Source organism: Halobellus sp. MBLA0158 (assembly GCF_041477585.1).
GTDB lineage: Archaea > Halobacteriota > Halobacteria > Halobacteriales > Haloferacaceae > Haloquadratum > Haloquadratum rubicundus.
Genome location: NZ_JBGNYA010000001.1, coordinates 967,205 through 984,752, shown reverse-complemented (window position 1 = coordinate 984,752; position 17,548 = coordinate 967,205). Strand labels below are relative to the sequence as shown.

Annotated in this window: 18 protein-coding genes; 7 read left to right on the top strand and 11 right to left on the bottom strand. The window is 70.0% G+C overall.

The window, feature by feature from the left end; all coding sequences use genetic code 11:
• The first annotated feature begins 41 nt into the window (after positions 1-41).
• The 3 genes from OS889_RS05060 to OS889_RS05050 are packed head-to-tail and all read left to right on the top strand — an operon-like array spanning position 42 to position 3,642.
• Positions 42-575, top strand: coding sequence for a type II toxin-antitoxin system RatA family toxin (locus OS889_RS05060; RefSeq protein ID WP_372387868.1), 534 nt, complete (start codon positions 42-44; stop codon positions 573-575).
• Positions 569-2,038 (top strand): Trk system potassium transporter TrkA, encoded by a 1,470-nt coding sequence (trkA, locus tag OS889_RS05055; protein ID WP_372391548.1) that lies wholly within the window; start codon positions 569-571, stop codon positions 2,036-2,038. Before OS889_RS05060 ends, trkA begins: the two co-directional genes overlap by 7 nt.
• Positions 2,035-3,642 carry a TrkH family potassium uptake protein gene (locus OS889_RS05050; protein WP_372387866.1) on the top strand — a complete coding sequence of 536 codons (1,608 nt, stop codon included), beginning with the start codon at positions 2,035-2,037 and terminating at the stop codon, positions 3,640-3,642. Before trkA ends, OS889_RS05050 begins: the two co-directional genes overlap by 4 nt.
• Before the next feature lie 45 nt (positions 3,643-3,687).
• Here the strand turns inward: OS889_RS05050 and OS889_RS05045 are convergent, their stop codons facing one another.
• From OS889_RS05045 to gatC, 4 genes are all read right to left on the bottom strand, one after another.
• Positions 3,688-5,346 carry a TrkH family potassium uptake protein gene (locus OS889_RS05045; RefSeq protein ID WP_372387864.1) on the bottom strand — a complete coding sequence of 553 codons (1,659 nt, stop codon included), beginning with the start codon at positions 5,344-5,346 and terminating at the stop codon, positions 3,688-3,690.
• The gene (locus tag OS889_RS05040; protein ID WP_372387862.1) at positions 5,346-6,026 is read right to left on the bottom strand and encodes a potassium channel family protein; all 681 of its coding nucleotides are present in this window, start codon (positions 6,024-6,026) and stop codon (positions 5,346-5,348) included. Before OS889_RS05040 ends, OS889_RS05045 begins: the two co-directional genes overlap by 1 nt.
• Before the next feature lie 109 nt (positions 6,027-6,135).
• Positions 6,136-7,458 (bottom strand): Asp-tRNA(Asn)/Glu-tRNA(Gln) amidotransferase subunit GatA, encoded by a 1,323-nt coding sequence (gene gatA / locus OS889_RS05035; protein ID WP_372387860.1) that lies wholly within the window; start codon positions 7,456-7,458, stop codon positions 6,136-6,138.
• Entirely contained in the window at positions 7,459-7,737 is a 279-nt protein-coding gene (gene gatC / locus OS889_RS05030) for an Asp-tRNA(Asn)/Glu-tRNA(Gln) amidotransferase subunit GatC (RefSeq protein WP_372387858.1), read from the bottom strand.
• A gap of 101 nt (positions 7,738-7,838) precedes the next feature.
• Between gatC and OS889_RS05025 the strand changes: the two genes are divergently transcribed.
• On the top strand, positions 7,839-8,318 hold the full coding sequence (locus OS889_RS05025; protein ID WP_372387857.1) for an NUDIX hydrolase: 480 nt from the start codon (positions 7,839-7,841) through the stop codon (positions 8,316-8,318).
• A gap of 10 nt (positions 8,319-8,328) precedes the next feature.
• Here OS889_RS05025 and OS889_RS05020 read toward each other — a convergent pair whose 3' ends face one another.
• Positions 8,329-9,489: an asparagine synthase C-terminal domain-containing protein gene (locus tag OS889_RS05020; RefSeq protein WP_372387855.1), complete on the bottom strand. Its 1,161-nt coding sequence runs from the start codon at positions 9,487-9,489 to the stop codon at positions 8,329-8,331.
• On the bottom strand, positions 9,490-10,173 hold the full coding sequence (locus tag OS889_RS05015; RefSeq protein WP_372387852.1) for a CehA/McbA family metallohydrolase: 684 nt from the start codon (positions 10,171-10,173) through the stop codon (positions 9,490-9,492). It lies immediately after the preceding gene.
• A 168-nt stretch (positions 10,174-10,341) separates the two neighbouring features.
• Here OS889_RS05015 and purL point away from each other — a divergent pair, with 168 nt between their 5' ends.
• Entirely contained in the window at positions 10,342-12,471 is a 2,130-nt protein-coding gene (purL, locus tag OS889_RS05010; protein WP_372387851.1) for a phosphoribosylformylglycinamidine synthase subunit PurL, read from the top strand.
• 62 nt (positions 12,472-12,533) lie between these two features.
• Here the strand turns inward: purL and OS889_RS05005 are convergent, their stop codons facing one another.
• Complete coding sequence (locus tag OS889_RS05005; RefSeq protein WP_372387849.1) at positions 12,534-12,683, bottom strand: DUF7550 family protein; 150 nt, start codon at positions 12,681-12,683, stop codon at positions 12,534-12,536.
• Positions 12,684-12,862: 179 nt separating this feature from the next.
• Positions 12,863-13,231: a hypothetical protein gene (locus OS889_RS05000; protein WP_372387847.1), complete on the bottom strand. Its 369-nt coding sequence runs from the start codon at positions 13,229-13,231 to the stop codon at positions 12,863-12,865.
• A 96-nt stretch (positions 13,232-13,327) separates the two neighbouring features.
• On the opposite strand from OS889_RS05000, the gene hisF reads away from it, so the two are divergent.
• The gene (hisF, locus tag OS889_RS04995) at positions 13,328-14,143 is read left to right on the top strand and encodes an imidazole glycerol phosphate synthase subunit HisF (protein WP_372387844.1); all 816 of its coding nucleotides are present in this window, start codon (positions 13,328-13,330) and stop codon (positions 14,141-14,143) included.
• Between the two features lie 4 nt (positions 14,144-14,147).
• Here the strand turns inward: hisF and OS889_RS04990 are convergent, their stop codons facing one another.
• A complete protein-coding gene (locus OS889_RS04990) occupies positions 14,148-14,432 on the bottom strand; it encodes a DNA-directed RNA polymerase subunit L (RefSeq protein WP_372387841.1) in 285 nt (94 codons plus the stop codon).
• A 26-nt stretch (positions 14,433-14,458) separates the two neighbouring features.
• On the bottom strand, positions 14,459-15,475 hold the full coding sequence (locus tag OS889_RS04985) for an MBL fold metallo-hydrolase (protein WP_372387839.1): 1,017 nt from the start codon (positions 15,473-15,475) through the stop codon (positions 14,459-14,461).
• 102 nt (positions 15,476-15,577) lie between these two features.
• Here OS889_RS04985 and OS889_RS04980 point away from each other — a divergent pair, with 102 nt between their 5' ends.
• Positions 15,578-16,585, top strand: coding sequence for a J domain-containing protein (locus OS889_RS04980; protein WP_372387837.1), 1,008 nt, complete (start codon positions 15,578-15,580; stop codon positions 16,583-16,585).
• A 330-nt stretch (positions 16,586-16,915) separates the two neighbouring features.
• Here OS889_RS04980 and OS889_RS04975 read toward each other — a convergent pair whose 3' ends face one another.
• Complete coding sequence (locus OS889_RS04975; RefSeq protein WP_372387835.1) at positions 16,916-17,545, bottom strand: uracil-DNA glycosylase family protein; 630 nt, start codon at positions 17,543-17,545, stop codon at positions 16,916-16,918.
• Between the last annotated feature and the right edge of the window lie 3 nt (positions 17,546-17,548).

Sequence of the window (17,548 nt, the reverse complement as noted above, 5' to 3'; positions counted from 1 at the left end):
CCGCCCGCAACGCTTTCCGTGTCGCGGTCCGAGGTCCTGGCGTGGACGAACTCGTCGTCAGCACCGTCGTCTACCTCCCGGCCGAGGAGGTCTACGAGTTCCTGATCGACTTTCCCAGATACGCCCGCTACTCCGAGCACCTGCGGGACGTCACGCGGCGCCGCGGCGACGGCGGCGCCGGGACCCGCTATGCGATGCGCTTCGCGTGGTGGAAGCTCACCTACACCGTCGAGTCGGAGGTGACAGAGGTCGAGCGGCCGGAGCGGATCGAGTGGCGGACGGTCCGGAACCTCGACGCCGGCGGGCGCTGGCGGATCGAGGCGCTCGACGAGGTGCCCGAGGGCGCCCCCGCCGGGACCGACGCGGCGACCCGCGTCTCCTTCGAGGTCGCGTACGACCCCGACTCGGCCAACGAGGGCGGGATCGACCTCCCGCGGTTCGTCTCGTTCGGGTGGGTGATCGACCGGCTCAAGCCCGCGATCACGAACGAGGCAGAGCGCGTCGTCGAGCGCGTCGTCGAGGACCTCGAAGGGCGCCGGCGGGCGGTCGACCTCTCCGTCGAGCGCCGATCGTAGGCCGAACCGCGCGATTTCCGGCGTCCGAGGGCGTCTCGGTCGCCCCGCCGGCGCCGGAGCGATGCCGAAAGAGGGATACCGCCTCGCCCGGCACAGTCGATACGAATGCATCGGGGTGGTCGTCAGTGCGCGTAGTCATCGTCGGCGCGGGCCAGGTCGGATCCAGTATCGCGGCCGACCTCGCGGACACGCACGAGGTGGTCGTCGTCGACTGCGACGCCGACCGCGTCGAGGAACTGAACTACTCGCTGGACGTCCTCGGCGTGACCGGCGACGGGACGTCGATGGCGACGCTCGAAGAGGCGGGCATCGAGGAGACCGATATGGTGATCGCCTCGACCGACGACGACGAGACCAACATCGTCGTCTGCTCGACGGTGAAGGCGATCTCGGACGCGTTCACCATCGCCCGGGTGAAAAACACCGAGTACCTCCGGACGTGGCAGCGCTCCGAGCGCGCCTTCGGCGTCGACTTCATGGTCTGTACGAACCTGCTCGCCGCGGAGTCGATCGTCCGGATGATCGGCCTTCCCGCCGCCCGCGACGTCGACCCCTTCGCCGGCGGGAAGGTCCAGATGGCCGAGTTCGAGGTCGACGACGACAGCCCGATCGCCGACCAGACGGTCGCCGAGGCCGACCGCTTCGACTCGCTGACGTTCGTCGCCATCCTCCGGAACGGCTGCGTCGAGATCGCCCGCGGCGAGACGGTGATCAAGCCGGGCGACCGCGCCATCGTCATCGGCTCGCCCGAGAGCGTCCAGGAGTTCGCGCGCTCTGTCGACCCCGAGGAGTCGCCCGGGAACGCCGAGGAGGTCGTCATCGTCGGCGGCTCTGAGATCGGCTACCACGTCGCGCGCCTGCTCGAATCGCGGGACTTCAGCCCGCGGCTCATCGAACAGGACACGGAGCGGGCGCGCGAACTCGCCGAGCGCCTTCCCAAGACGGTCGTGATGGAGTCGGACGCGACCGACATCGAGTTCTTGGAGCGCGAACACGTCGGCGAGGCCGACATCGTCGTCTCGGCGCTGGACTCCGACGAGAAGAATCTGCTCGTGTCGCTTCTGGCCCGCCGGATGGGCGTCGAGCGCACGGTCGCGATCATCGACGCCGACGAGTACGTCGACCTCTTCGAGACCGTCGGCGTCGACGTCGGGGTGAGCCCGCGGAGCGTCGTCGCCGAGGAGATCACGCGGTTCACCCGCGAGGGCGAGGCCGAGAACGTCGCGCTCATCGAATCGGACAAGGCCGAAGTGCTGGAGGTGGAAGTCGACGGCGAGAGCCTGCTGGCCGGCCGACCGATCCGCGAGTCGGTCCAGGAGCTCCCCGAGAGCGTCGTGATCGGCGCGATCACCCGCGATCGTGAGTTCGTCACCCCGCGCGGCGACACCGTCGTCGAGGTGGGCGATCACGTCGTCGTCTTCGCCGGAATCGACGTCGTCGAGGACGTCGCGCCGCTACTATGACGCCGAACCTCCGCGTCGACACCCGGGCCAGCCTCAGCCTCGTCGGGTCCGTCCTGAAGTACCTCGCGGTGCCGCTGTGTCTCCCGCTCGTCGTGGCGCTGTACTACGGCGAGACCGTCGTCCCCTTCGTCGGGACGATCCTCGTCACCGTCGCGGTCGGCGTCGGCCTCGAACGGCTCGATCCCGACCCCGACCTCCGGGCGCGCGAGGGCTTTCTGATGGTGGCGGCGACGTGGCTCGCGGTCGCCGTCGTCGGCGCGCTCCCCTACCTGATCGAGGCCCACGGGATCCCGATGGTCGTCGAGCCCGTCCACCCGGAGTCGACGCTCCGGAACCCCGCGAACGCGCTCTTCGAGACGATGAGCGGCTTCACGACGACCGGTGCGACCGTGCTCGGCGACATCTCCTTCGAGTCGCACACCCGCGCGATCATGCTGTGGCGCCAGCTCACCCAGTGGCTCGGCGGGATGGGGATCGTCGTCCTCGCGGTCGCGATCCTCCCGGAGCTTTCGGTCGGCGGCGCACAGCTGATGGACGCCGAGGCGCCCGGGCCGGGCATCGAGAAGCTCACGCCCCGGATCGCCGAGACCGCGCGGGCGCTGTGGGGCGCCTACCTCGGGCTGACCGTCCTGGAGATCATTCTGCTGTACTCGCTCAACGTCGCGGGGATCGACCAGGCGATGACGTTCTACAACGCCGTCGCCCACGGGCTGACGACGATGCCGACCGGCGGATTCTCGCCGGAGGCACGGAGCATCGAGGCGTTCAGTTCGGCGGCGCAGTGGATCATCATCCCGTTTATGATCGCCGCGGGGACGAACTTCGCGCTGTTCTGGCACGTGCTCAAGGGCGAGCCGAAGCGGCTCGTCCGCGACGCGGAGTTCAAGTTCTACGTCGGCGTGCTGGCGACGCTGACGGCGATCATCACGGCAGTCCTCTTCGCCGACGGGCTCGTCAGCGCTGCCCCGGCCGGCGAGACGTTCGACGCGGCGTACCTGGAGACGTTCCGGGCGGAGATCGTCGGCCAGCTCGAGCCCTCGCTGCGGTACGCCGCCTTCCAGGCGGCCTCGATCGTCACGACGACGGGGTACGCGAATATGGACTTCAACGCCTGGGGACCGGTCGCGCAGTACCTCCTCCTGTTCGCGATGTTCATCGGCGGCTCGGCCGGGTCGACGGGCGGTGCGGTGAAGATCGTCCGGTGGTACGTGATCCTCAAGTCGATCCGCCGGGAGCTCTTCACCACCGCCCACCCAGAGGCGGTCCGGCCGGTCCGGCTCGGCGGTCGGACGATCGACGAGCGGGCGATCCGCGGGATCTACGGCTTCACGCTCCTGTACCTGGTCATCTTCTTCGTCGGGGCGGGGATCCTCTTCCTCGACGCGATGCGGATCGGGGTGTCGCTCTCGATCCTGGAGGTGCTGTCGGCGACGGCCGCGACGCTCGGCAACGTCGGTCCCGGGTTCGGCGTGGTCGGCCCGATGGGGAGCTACCTGGCGTTCTCGAACGCGAGCAAGCTCTTTATGTTCGTGCTGATGTGGATCGGCCGCCTGGAGATCATCCCCGTCCTGGTGCTGTTGACGCCGGAGTACTGGACGCGGTGAGCGACCGCGGAGCGCCCCGCGTCACCGGATCGCTCCCGGACTCGATCACGGTTCGAGGCCGTACAGCACCGACCGCGCGAAGACGAGGATCGGGATGATCTCCAGGCGCCCGACCCACATATTCAGGAGGAACAGCGCCTCGGCGACGGGGTGCATCGTCGGCCCGGTGATGCCAGTCGAGAGCCCGACGTTCCCCTGCGCGGAGGCGACCTCGAAGAGCGCGTCGGCGTAGGTGAACTCCGGCCCGACGAGGTTGACGAGGACGACGCTCGAGGCCGCGAGGACGAAGAGCCACAGCAGTGTGACGATGGCGGCCTCGGAGAACTCCCGCTCCATCTCCTCGCGGTTCAGCCGGCGGCCGTTCAGGCGCGTCCCGACGACCGCGCTGGCCGGGAGGAACACCCGGCGGAACTGCCAGGCGATGCCGCGGCCGATCACGTACCCGCGGATGATCTTGATGCCGCCGACGGTCGAGCCGGCCGCGCCGCCGAGCACCATCGCGCCCGACAGGAGGAGCTTCCCCCCCGCGGCCCAGCGGCCGATCGGCGCGGACTGAAAGCCCGTACAGGTGAGCGCGCTGATCCACTGGAACGCGGAGTCGCGGGCGGCGTCGGCGGCGAGCGGTCCCAAGAGCGCGTCGACGCCGAGCCACGTCGCCGGGGTGAACGCGCCCTCGGCCGCCGGGATGGAGACGACGTTCTGGACCGCGAGCGCGACGACGCCGACGAGGAACAGCAGGAAGAGCCACCGCGTCTGGAGGTCCGACGCGACCGCCCGGATGTCGCGGTCGGCCAGCACCGCGTAGTGGACGGGAAAGGCGATCGCGCCGAGCGCCATCACGGGCAGCAGCACCGACTCGATGAACGGGGAGTCGTAGGTCGCGATCGAGTTGTCGGTGACGGAGAATCCCCCGGTCGACAGCCCCGTCATCGCGTGGTTGAGCGCCTGCCAGGCCACCTCCCACAGCGGGAGCTGCGAGCCGTAGTCCGAGGTGAGGATGGCGGCGAAGAGGACGAGCACCGACGCGAGGGTGTAGCCGACGAAGATCTTCCAGACGGTCCGGACCGTCGAGACCACGCTCGGGTGGATCTTCTCCTCGCGGGTCTCAGAGCGGTAGAGCGCGTAGCTCCCGCTGCCCGGTCGCGCCAGGATCGAGACGGTGAGGACGATCACGCCGACGCCGCCGACCCACTGGATGAGCGAGCGCCACCACTGGATCGACCGCGGCAGCGACGGCTCGTGGACGGCCATCGTGAGCCCGCTGCCGGTCCAGCCGCTCATACTCTCGAAGAGGGCGTGGAGCGGATCCGCGAAGTACACGAGGCTCGACTGACCGTATGCGACGCCCGCGGGCACGTAGCCGACCGCGACCGCCGGGGGGACGAAGTGGGCCGCGAGGAAGAACGGCAGCGCCCCGAAGACGGCGACGAGCAGCCAGCCCGACGCGGCGATTATCATCCCGTGTTTCATCCGCGGGTCGGGCGCGTCGGCGAACGCGCGGCGGGCGCCGAGTCCGATCGCGGCCGTCACGCCGCCCGCGAGCGCGAACGCGAGGGCGACGTACCACTCCCGGAAGACGGCCGCGACCAGGACGGAGACGGTCATCAGGACGGCCTCCATCGTCAGCAGCGAGCCGACGTCGCGGGCGATGGTCGCCAGGTCGCGCGGCCAGCCCGCGACGTCCCTGTCGCGCCGGCGCGGCATCAGTGGTCCTCGAAGTGGCCGAACACGTCGGTCACCTCCGGCGTCGCCCCCTGGGCGGAGTAGACCGTCAGGAGGTCGCCGGCCTGGAGGACCGTGCCGCCGTTCGGCGTGATCGGATCGCCCTCACCGTCGCGCTCGACGGCCACGATGAGCATATCGCTCCGGAGGTGCCCCTGGTCGGCCGCCTCGCGGATCGACAGCCCGGCGATGGGCGCGTCGGTGTCGACCTCGATCTCGAAGACCTCGGCCTGCTCGCCGATCCGCATGTAGTCGACGATGGAGGGCCGCTTGACGGCGCGGTACAGGTACTCCGCGATCAGCCGCTGGGGGTTCTCCATCGTGTTCACGCCGATCTGGCGGTAGAGCGTCATATGCTCGGGATTGTGGACGACAGAGACGATATCGGGGATCTCCAGTTCATTCGAGAGCAGACAGACCATGATGTTCGTCGCGTCCTGGTCGGTGGTGGAGATGAGCGCGTCGGCGCGCTCGGCGCCGGCGTCGCGCAGCGTCTCCTTCTCGGTGGCGTCGTCGTTCAAGACGAGGCAGTCGAACGCCGTCGCGGCGGCCTCGGCCTTCGCCTCGTCGCGCTCGATGACGACGACCTCGTTCCCGCCCTCGGTGGCGATCTCGATGAGCGGCGTCCCGATGTTGCCGGCGCCGACGACGATGATGTACATCTCGGTGTTGGCGCTCTTCGGGCCAGCGTTGAAAACATATCGCTACTCGCGTCGGCGTCGATGCCGCCGTCGACCGCCTCCCGCGGAAATCGCCGCGCGGCGAGCCGGGTCAGTCCTCGACGGCCGAGGCCGCCCGGACGATCGCTTCCTCGCCGAACTTCGGGCCGATCAGCTGCAGCCCCACGGGGAGGCCGTCGGCCGCGCCCGCCGGCACCGAGATCGCGGGGAGGTTCGCGAGGTTCACCGGGACGGTGTTGGCGTCCATCAGATACAGCTGGAGCGGGTCGTCGAGGCTCTCGCCCAGTTCCGGCGGCAGGACGGGCATCGTCGGCGTCGCCAGCACGTCCGCCTCGTCGAGCGCCTCGTCGAAGTCGCGCTTCACCCACGCGCGGGCGTCCTGGGCCTTCTTGTAGTACTTGTCGTGGTAGCCCGCCGACAGCGCGTACGTGCCGAGGAGGATCCGGCGCTTTACCTCCTCGCCGAAGCCGTCCTCGCGGGCACGGGCGAAGGCGTCGTTCCAGTTGCCCTCGTAGCCGCCCGACGTCCCGTACCTCACGCCGTCGAAGCGCGCGAGGTTCGAGGAGGCCTCCGACATCGCGATGACGTAGTACGCCTGGACCGCGTGCTCGACCGAGTCCAGCGAGACCTCGACGGTCTCGGCGCCCTGCGCGCGGAGGTCAGAGAGCGCGGCCTCGAAGGTCTCGACGACGCGCTCGTCGGCGCCCTCCAAGAGGTTCGTGATGACGCCGATCGTGGTCCCGTCGACGTCGCCGTCGGCGGCCGCGGCGTAGTTCGAGTCGGCCGCGGGGTGCGCCTCGTCGACCCCCTCGTCCGCCCCGTCGGGGCCGGCCGCCGAGCCGTACTGCGTCGTCGCGTCGCGCGGGTCCGGGCCGGAGATGACGTCCAAGAGCGCGGCGGCGTCCTCGACGGTGTTCGCGATCGGGCCGATCTGTTCGAGGGAGTTGGCGTAGGCGACGAGGCCGTAGCGGGAGACGAGGCCGTAGGTGGGCTTGATGCCGACGACGCCGCAGAACGCCGCGGGGTTGCGGACCGATCCTCCAGTATCCGACCCGAGCGCGAGGTCGGCCTCGCCGCCCGCGACGGCGGCCGCCGAGCCGCCCGAAGAGCCCCCGGGGACGTGAGCCTCGTCGACGGGGTTCTTCGCGGGGCCGAACGCGGAGGTCTCGGTCGTGCCGCCCATCCCGAACTCGTCCATGTTGGCCTTGCCGACGATGGTCGCGCCGGCGTCCTTGAGCCGCTCGACGACCGTCGCGTCGTACGGCGGCACGTAGTCGTCTAACATCGCAGAGCCGCAGGTCGTGCGGACGCCCTCGGTGCTGATGTTGTCCTTGACTGCGACTCGCATCCCCGAGAGCGGGCCGTCGGCGTCGCCCTCGATCTCGGCGTCGGTGATGAACGCGTTCAGGCTCATCTACGACACCCGCGGACCCTTGAAGAAGCCGTCTTCGGTCTCTTCGGCGTTCCGGAGCGCCTCCTCCTGGTCGAGGCCCTCTGCGACCTCGTCTTCGCGCATCACGTTCACGAGCTCCGGCTCGCTGTCGACTTCGGGCACCTCGTCGAGGGCCTCGAAGTACTCGAGGATCTCCGCGAACTGCGTCGTGAACGCGTCGACTTCGTCGTCGGCGAGGTCGACGCGCGCCAGTTCGGCGACGTGTTCGACCTCCTCGGCGTCGACGGGCGTTTCGCTCATATCCGAGGAGAGCCGTGGCCCGGGAGTAAGGGTTTCGGTGCGCTCCGGGCGCGTGCGGAGCGGATAGTAAGAGACTCGGCGTCCCCGACGAACGGGAGGGTATGGAGACGACGCGGCATTTCACTGCGACGGTCTACATCGTCGAGAGCGGCGCGGTCGCGCTACACCACCACGAGCGACTCGGGATCCGGATCCCGCCGGGCGGCCACGTCGACCGCGACGAGGTCCCCCACGAGGCGGGCCTCCGCGAGGTGTACGAGGAGACGGGGCTCGACGCGGAGTTGCTCGACCGCACGGAGCCCGTGGGCGCGCCGGCCGGCGAGCGGCTCCCCCAGCCCCGCCACCAGATGCTCTACGACATCAACGTCCACGACGACGGCAGCGTCGGCCACCAGCACATCGACCACGTCTACTACGCCCGCGTCGACTCCCGCGAGATCGACCCCGCCGGCGACGACGAGGCCGATACCGAGGTCTGGGGATGGTACGACGAGCAGGAACTGAAAGGGAGCGACATCGACCCCGACACCGTCCAGTTCTCGCTGGAGGCCATCGAAGCGGCCGAGCGCGCGGACGGCTGACGCCCTCGGTCTATTCCGTCGCCGCCCCGTCGCACAGCGACCGGACGTACCGCTCGACGTGATTGTCCATCCGGCGCTTGAAGCCCGCCTGCCGGGCGAGCCGGTCGAGTTCGCGGGAGACGTAGGTGCCGTACTGGACGGCCTTTTTGTCGGCGGTCCGGACCGAATCGGGGACGAGCCCGCGGGCCGCCTCCCGAAGCGCGACCTTCCGGACTCCGTCATCAACGAGCGACTCCCCGGGAAGCCGGAGCGCCGCGGCGACGACGTCGTCGTGGAGGAGCGGCGTCACGGGCTCGACGCCGGCCGCGCGGATCGCGAGGACGTCGCGCTCGGCCTGGGCGGGGATCGTCGCGAGCACCTCGCGGCGAGCGCCGCGGACGGTGTCGGCGTCGACCCGCGGGTCCTCGGGCGCCTTCGCGACCTTGGCGTAGCCGCCGAACAGCTCGTCGGCGCCCTGGCCGAGTGCCAGCCGGTCGAAGCCGTCGGCGGCGGCGCGCCGAGCGACGAGATGGAGGGGAAGCGCGATCGAGAGGTCCATCGGGTTCGTGCGGCCGAGCACGCTCGCCAGTCGGGGGACTGCCTCGCGGAGGTCGTCGTGGGTGAGTTCGACGACGCGGAGGTCTCGATCCATCGCGTCCGCGGCCTCACGGGCGGCGGCGACGTCGTGACAGCCCTCGAAGCCCGCGACGTAGCAGGGGGCGTCGGGCACGCCCGCGGCGACGACCGCGGAGTCGACGCCCCCGGAGAACGCGACCGCGAGGTCGCCGCCGGCCGACGCGGAACCCTCGTCGGCGTCGACGGCCCGCGTCTGCGCCCGCACCGCCTCGCGCACGGCCGCGAGCGCGGGCTCGCGGTCGTCGGGAGCGGGGTCGGGGAGCGTCCACACGCGGTCGCCGTCCGTCGGACGGTCGCCCACCTGACGGGCGACTCCGGGGGGGACCGACGTCGGGTCCGAGAGGCGGGCCGGGTCGAACGCCCACGCCGACGGATCGTCGGCGTCGACGAACAGGGGCCGTCGCCCGAGGACGTCGCGGACGAGTCGGTCGTCGACGCGCCCGGCGAAGCCCGCGGTTCCGGGGAGCGGGTCAGCCGAGCGGAGCGCGGCCCGAACCGTCGCGGCAGAGGCGCCGTCGAGGTCGGACGCCGCCCCGGCGTCAGAAGCGGCGGGCATCTACACGAGGTCCGAGACGGTGCGTTTGATCCGGCGCTTGACGCCGCCGCCGAACTGCCGGAAGGAGATCCGCCAGGGGGTCCGGTTCCCGACGACGCTCGTCTTCCCCTCGCGGATGGCTTCGAGGATGCCCTCGACCGAGCGGTCGTCGGTCGCGACCTCGGTGACGGCCTGACCGACCATCTCGCCGATGTGCGCGTCGCTGCCGGCGGTCTTCGGGAGTTCGCGGGCCGTCGCGAAGCGCTCGGCGCGGCGGTTGGCCCAGCCGGTGAACAGCCGGGAGTTGTACACCTCGATGGCGTCCGCGCGGGCGAGCTGGTCGCGGGAGATGTGGGCGGCGACGCCGTGGCGCGAGGACTGGAAGGGGTGCGGCACGACCGCGAGGCCGCCCTGCTCGTGGATCCGGTCGAGCGTCTCGTCGTAGGAGAGCCCGGCGGGCACGAGCTCGTCGATGCCGAACGCGAGGATGTGGCCGACCTCGGAGGTGACCTCCATTCCCGGGATGCCGACGAGGCCGTACTCCTCGGCCTTCGCGGCGGCTTCGAGGCTCGCGTCGATCTCGTCGTGGTCGGTGACCGCCAGCGCGTCGAGGCCGACCGCCCGGGCCTGCGCTAAGAGCAGGTCGACCGGGTCGCGGCCGTCGTACGAGAGCGACGAGTGCGCGTGCAGCTCGACCGATAGCACGAGTGCCCGTAGTGACCCGGATTAAAAAAGCGACCCGATCCGTGCCGCGGCCCACGTCGCCTCCGCGACGCCGATCGCTCCGCCCCGCAGGGCGCCGCTCGTCCGGCTGAGATACACGTCCGTGCATACAGAAAAGCATTAATTCGGCCTTCTTGAACAGGTAGGTGAATGAGCCTGGCGGACTCCGACCGCGAACTCGTGACGGCCGAACTCGGGCGCGATCCCACCCCGACCGAGGCCGCGCTCTTCGAGAATCTCTGGAGCGAACACTGCGCGTACCGCTCGTCCCGACCGCTTCTTTCGGCGTTCTCCTCCGAGGGCGACCAGGTCGTCGTCGGCCCCGGCGACGACGCGGCCGTCGTCCGCGTCCCAGACAACGGCGGCGAGAGCGACGCGGAGACGTACGTGACGATGGGCATCGAGAGCCACAATCACCCGTCGTACGTCGACCCCTACGACGGCGCGGCGACGGGCGTCGGCGGAATCGTCCGCGATACCCTCTCGATGGGCGCCTACCCCATCGCGCTCGCGGACAGCCTCTACTTCGGCGGCTTCGACCGCGAGCACACCCGCTACCTGTTCGAGGGCGTCGTCGAGGGGATCTCCGACTACGGCAACGCGATCGGCGTGCCGACCGTCGGCGGGAGCGTGGAGTTCCACGACGACTACGAGGGGAATCCGCTCGTCAACGTCGCCTGCGTCGGCCTCGTCGACGAGGAGCGGCTCGTGACCGCCGAGGCCCAGGAGCCAGGGAACAAGCTCGTCCTCGTCGGCAACGCGACCGGTCGGGACGGCCTCGGCGGCGCGTCGTTCGCGAGCGAAGACCTCGCTGAGGACGCCGAGACCGAGGACCGCCCCGCCGTCCAGGTGGGCGACCCCTACTCGGAGAAGCTCCTGATCGAGGCGAACGAGGAGCTCATCGACGGCGGGCTGGTCCAGTCCGCCCGCGACCTCGGCGCGGCCGGCCTCGGCGGCGCCTCCTCGGAGATGGTCGCGAAGGGCGGCCTCGGCGCGCGGATCGAACTGGAGCGGGTCCACCAGCGCGAGCCGAACATGAACGCCCTGGAGATCGTCCTCGCCGAGTCCCAAGAGCGGATGTGCTACGAGGTCCGGCCGGAGGACGTCGAGAGCGTGGAGGAGATCGCCGAGAAGTACGACCTCGGCTGTTCGGTCATCGGCGAGGTCAGCGAGGGCAACTACGTCTGCACCTTCGAGGGCGAGACCGTCGTCGACGTGCCCGCGGAGTTCCTCGCCGACGGCGCGCCGATGAACGACCTCGACGCCGTCGAGCCGGCACAGCCGGAGCCCGACCGACCGGACGTCGACCTCCAGTCCGCGTTCGAGGCCGTGGTGGGCGCGCCCAACACGGCATCGAAGCGCTGGGTCTTCCGCCAGTACGACCACGAGGTCGGCGCGCGGACGGCGCTGAAGCCCGGCGACGACGCCGCCGTGATGGCGATCCGCGAGGCCGGCACCGGACTGGCGCTGTCGGCCGGCGCGGTGCCCGCGTGGACCGACTGCGCGCCCTACGACGGCGCGCGGGCGGTCGCCCTGGAGAACGCCACCAACCTCGCCGCGAAGGGCGCGACGCCGCTGGCGGCGGTCGACTGCCTGAACGGCGGTAACCCCGAGAAGTCGGACGTCTACGGCCGCTTTACCGCGATCGTCGACGGGCTCGCCGATATGTGTCGGGACCTCTCGGTCCCGGTGGTCGGCGGCAACGTCTCGCTGTACAACGACTCCGCGGCGGGGCCGATCCCGCCGACGCCGACGCTCGCGATGGTCGGCACGAAGCCGGGCTACGAGGCGCCGCCGGCGGCGCTCGACGGGCGCGGGACGCTCCTGCTCGTCGGCGCCGGAAGCGACGCGCTCGGCGGCTCCGAACTGCTCGCGCAGGTCGGCGGCGTGGACCGGTTCCCGACGCTCCCCGAGAACGCGAGCGAGGTCGTCGCGACGCTCGCCGAGGTCGCGAACGCGGATGCGACGCTCGCGACCCACGACGTCAGCAACGGCGGCCTCGCGGTGACGCTCGCCGAGATGATCACCGCGGACGCGGGCGCCGACGTCGCCGTCGAGGACGTCGCGTCGCTGTTCGCGGAGACGCCGGGGCGCGCGGTCGTCGAGACCGAAGCCCCCGAGGCGGTCCGCGACGCGTTCGACGGCGTCGCGCCGGTGGCGGAGCTGGGCGAGGCGACCCGGGACGGAACGCTGTCGCTGTCGGTCGGCGACGAGCGGCTCGCGGTCGCGAGCGAAGAGGTCGCGGCGCTCCGGGACGTCATCGAAGCGGAACTCGACTGAGACCGAAAACGGACGTTTTTCGTGTCGGTCGGCGACGGGCGGTTCGATCGCCGTTCAGACGGTCAAACCAAAAGCGGGACGCCGAAGACGACGACGAGCCCGACGACGAGGACGACGAGTCCCGTCGTGACCTGGCTCATCCCGAAGTCCTGCATCGGCGCGGTGACCCGTCCCTCGTCTTCGTCGTGTCCGTGGTCGTCGTGGTCGCTCATACCCGAGCGATCGAGCGCCGGCTACTAAAACGCTCCCGATCCGAGTGGAGAGGGCGAACAGGCGACACGGCCGCCGCTCCGCGACGCGGCGTGTCGCACACCCGCGGGCGCATCGCGGCAGTCCTCAGCGCACGGCGCGTCTGGCCCCGTGTTCGCATAAAAACGATCGCCTCGGGCGGTCACGAGTCCCGCCCGAAGATCCGGCTGTCAGTCGGCGTCGCCCGACGCTTCTTTCGGAGGTAGTACAGGAAGAACCCCGAGATGCCCGCCGTGTAGGGCGTGACGACCGCGACCTGGGCGAGGATGTCGGTCGGAACTCCGAGAGAGAGTCGCATCACGCCGCCGACGAAGATCAGGATCGAACCGAAGATCGCGACCGCGAAGGCGACCTCTCCGGCCCGCAGCAGGCGGGGGCTGTATCCGCCGGGGCGGTAACCGCAGACCGGACACTGGGCCGCGTCGACCGGGATCGACATCTCACAGCGGTCGCACGGGGCGGTCGCCTCGGCGCCGCCGTCGCGGTCGCCCCCGTCAGCGTCGGCCGACATATTCGAAGCACGGGAGCGGATCGGATTGAATCGTTCGGCCGGCTGGGCGCCCGTTCGGACCGCTTTTGGGGGCGGGGGGCCTACCCCGATCCATCGATGACCCTCACGAAGCGGATCATTCCCTGTATCGACGTCGACCTCGACGACGACGGGAATCCGGCGGTCTACACCGGCGTCAACTTCGAGGACCTGAAGTACACCGGCGACCCGGTCGAGATGGCAAAGCGGTACAATGAGGCCGGCGCCGACGAGTTCGTCTTCCTCGACATCACCGCCTCCGCGGCGGGCCGCGAGACGATGCTCGACACCGTCTCGCGAGTCGCCGACGAGGTGTTTATTCCCCTGACAGTCGGCGGCGGGATCCGTACCCGCGAGGACGTCAAGGAGACGCTCCGGGCCGGGGCGGACAAGGTCTCGATCAACACCGCCGCGCTGGAGAATCCGGACCTGATCGACGAGGGCGCCCGCGCGTTCGGCTCGCAGTGCATCGTCATCTCGGTGGACGCGCGCCGTCGCTTCGACGAGGAGGGCGAACACTACGTCGAGGTCGACGGCGAGTCCTGTTGGTTCGAATGCACCATCAAGGGCGGCCGCGAGGGCACCGGCGTCGACGTGGTCGAGTGGGCGAGCGAGGCCGAGTCCCGCGGCGCGGGCGAGCTGTTCGTCAACTCCATCGACGCCGACGGCACGAAAGACGGCTACGACATCCCGCTGACGAAGGCCGTCTGCGACACCGTCTCGACGCCCGTGATCGCCTCCTCGGGCTGCGGCGGCCCCGAGGATATGTACGAGGTGTTCACCGAGGCCGGCGCGGACGCGGGACTGGCGGCCTCGATCTTCCACTTCGACGAGTACAGCATCCAGGAGACGAAGGAGTACCTCGACGAGCGCGGCGTGCCCGTAAGACTCTGAGGGGTTACGTCGCGGCCTCGAACGCCGCGGAGAACTCGTCGACGGTCGACTGGACGTGCCGGGAGGCGTCGCCCAGCGCGTCGAGGGGGTCGACGCCGTCTTCGGTCTTGATCGAGAGGATCGGTTCGGTCTGGCCGCCGGACTGTTCGGGGTTCACGTCGTAGGTCGCGGCGGCGACGCCCTCGGTCTCCAAGAGTGCGCCCTTGATCACGTTCATAAAGGTGTGGTCCTCCCCGGCGACCTCGATGCGGAGTTCCTCGTCTGTCTTGTCGATGACCCGCAGTTCCATACCCGCTCTTTCCCGGCGACGGCGTTTCAGTATTTCGTATTCGGGAACAGGGCCTCGACGTCCGGATCGGAGTCGACGAGGCGGTACTCGAAGTCCTCGCGCTCGACCGCGCCGACGCGTTCGAGGTGGTCCAGATGGGCGTACGCCTCGCCCGGCCCGTGGAGGATGTGGATGTGCTCCAGCTCGCCGAAGAGATGTGCGCTGACCGTCCAGGCGTCCGCCGGGCCGTACTCGCGGAGCGCCTCGATCACGCGCCGGGTGCGGTCGAGGTGGTGCTCGCGGATGACGCGCGCCCGCCCGCTCGGGTCGTCGATCGGATCGCGGTGCCCCGGCCACGCGAGGTCGAAGTCGCGGGCGGCCAGGCGGTCGAGGCTCTCGACGTACCGCTCCAAGGGCTCGTCGAGGCGGAGGTCCGCGCCGCCGACGTTCGGGGTGTACTCGGGAAGGATCACGTCGCCGACGAAGATCTCCGAACGGGGAGCGGCGCCGATCTCCGACGGATCCTCGGACTCTCGGTCGAAGGCGAAAGCGACGTGGCCGGCGGCGTGGCCCGGTAGGTGGATCGTCTCTAACTCTTCGTCGCCCGCGGTGATGCGGTCGCCGTCCGCGAGCGTCTCGACGTCGGCGGGGTCGCCCGCGACCGCCTCGAAGTCCGACTGCACGGCCCGGAGCTCGTCGAGTTTGTCCTCGGGAATACCCCACTCCCGGAAGCGCCGGTCGCGGAGGTCGTGGAGGTCCGCGATGGCGTCGTCGTCGCCGGCGATGACCGCGGCGTCGTCCTCGTGGGCGTACACCGTCGCGTCCGATTCGGCCTGGAGTTCGCCCGCGAGGCCGCAGTGGTCCGAGTGCCAGTGCGTCAGGAGGATGCGATCGATCTCCGAGAGGGCGACGCCGGCCTCGTCGAGGCCGTCTTCGAGATCGGCGCGGACGGTCTCGGTCGACGCGCCGACGTCGACGAGCGTCGTCACCTCGCCCTCGACGAGGTAGGCGTTGTTCTCCCCCTCGAAGACCGTGTTGCCGAGCGGGATGCGGGTGAGATCCATACGCCGAGGAACCGGGCGAACGACTATGAGAGTTGTCATACCGGGGGGAAGCGGGGCCGTCGGTACATTCAATTCCGTCGACGGCGAAGCCGGCGGGAGGGGATGGAGGACTTCTACGACCTGCTCGGGGTGTCGGAGAACGCCCCGGCCGAGGAGATCGACCGCGCGTGGCGCGACCGGGTCCGAACCTACCACCCGGACGTCAACGACGACGCCAGGGCGAACGCGCAGTTCAAGACGCTCAAGGCGGCCCACGAGGTGCTCTCATCGGAGGAGAAACGCGCCGCCTACGACAGACTGGGCCACGAGACGTACGTCCGAGAGCGACTCGGCGGCCTCCCGACAGCCGGCCAGCCCGGCCCGGACGCGATCGACGAAGACGACGAAGGCGACGAAAGCGACGACGCGACGGAAGGCCCCAAGAGGGAGTCGAAACGGAGTACAGACGCGACCGGAAACGCGGGAGCGAGCGGAACCCGATCAGGCGGCGCGAGGTCGGATCGAACGGGATCGGGCGGCGGGTCGCAGACGGGACACCCGGGAGGGACGTCGCGGACGTCGACGGCGAGCGGGCAGTCACAGTCCGCCGGCGGCAGCGGACGGTCGACAACGGCCGGCCGTACCGCAAATCGGGACTCGACGGCCCGCCGCGGGCTCACACGGCTCCAGTACGGGTGGCTCGGCGTGTTGCTGGCGGGGACCGTCTATCTGGCCGGGCTCTGGCAGTACCTCGGCGCGAACGCGGCCGCCGTCGGGTCGTTCCGCGAGGCGGTCGCCGCCGACCCGATCGGCGCCCTGACCGCGACGCGGCTGCTCGCGCCCGGGACGTTCGCGCTCCGGACGATATCCGGCGCTGCCGCCCCCGGCCCCGAACTGCTGTTTCCCGTCGGGGCCGTCGCGCTCGCCGTCGCGTTCCTGGCTGTCGTCAGTTCGTTCGGGCGCGGTTCGGCGTACCTCTATCTGGTGGGCGGGCTCGCTCCCGTCGCCGCCCTCGCCGTGGGGCCGGTCGTCGCCCTCTCCGATGGGGTCGTGTTGGCGCTCGTCGCCGCGGTGCCGATCGGTGCGACGCTCCTGTTCGCGGTCGACGTCGGACGCTACGCGGCCAGATAGTGAGTACTCTCGAAGCGTGTCACGAAAGGAAACGGGGACCGCAGGGCGGTCCCCCTGACTGACCAAGCCACTGCGAAGAGCACCAGTCTCGCAGGTCCTTACCTGACGCGCCCGGTATCGACCACGCGCGTCAGAATGGATTTCGACGTTTGTGCTCAAAAGTTCTGTGATAGTACCAATATCAACCGTCCTCTGCGACGAGAGGTGAATATTAAATAATACTGCGCGGATTTCGCTTCCAGAAAATAAATATGTAAATCTCCAGAGGAGGTCAGTGTACGTTCCGGATAGATCCTGATCGATTACTGAAAATTCGGTGAGGTCGAGGGGTCATCGGACGAGGTACGGATCGTCGCCGGGGTTGAACCGTCCGAGGTCGGCCTCGCGCCGGTAGTCCGTCGACCGCAGCGTCCGGAGGCCGTCGACGAGGCGGTCGTGGTGCGTGTCGTCCCAGTCGGCGGGCTCTCGGATCGGAACGACGAGGAAGCCGCTCCCGCGGATCTCGGTGGCGTGGAGGGTCTCCATCTCCACGTCGGTCTTCCACGCCTGGGCCGTGTAGGTTTCGAGGACGTGCCGCGTCGCCCGCTCGCCGACCGGGAGGAGGACGTGCGCGGCGATCGCCCGGAGTTCGGCGTCGAAGAAGCGTTCGAGGTCGTCGTAGGACGACTGCGGGGGCTCGTCGGGCCCGAGGGCGCACATATGGAGGTACGAGAGGAAGGTCTTCCGCACGTCGGGGTCGTCGCCGGCCGAGCGGAGGAGACCGGCCGCGACCAGCGCGTCCTGGAGCCTGCGGCCCGCGTCGTTGGTGAACGGAACCGCGGTATCGAGGCCGCCGTGGACCTCCGGCCTGTCGCCGACGACGTGGAAGTCGGCGTTGGCGTCGCCGTATCCGGGGACGAACCGGTCACAGGGCGGTCGCATACCGAAGGGATTGCTCGTTCGGTCGGTGACGTTCTCCACGAT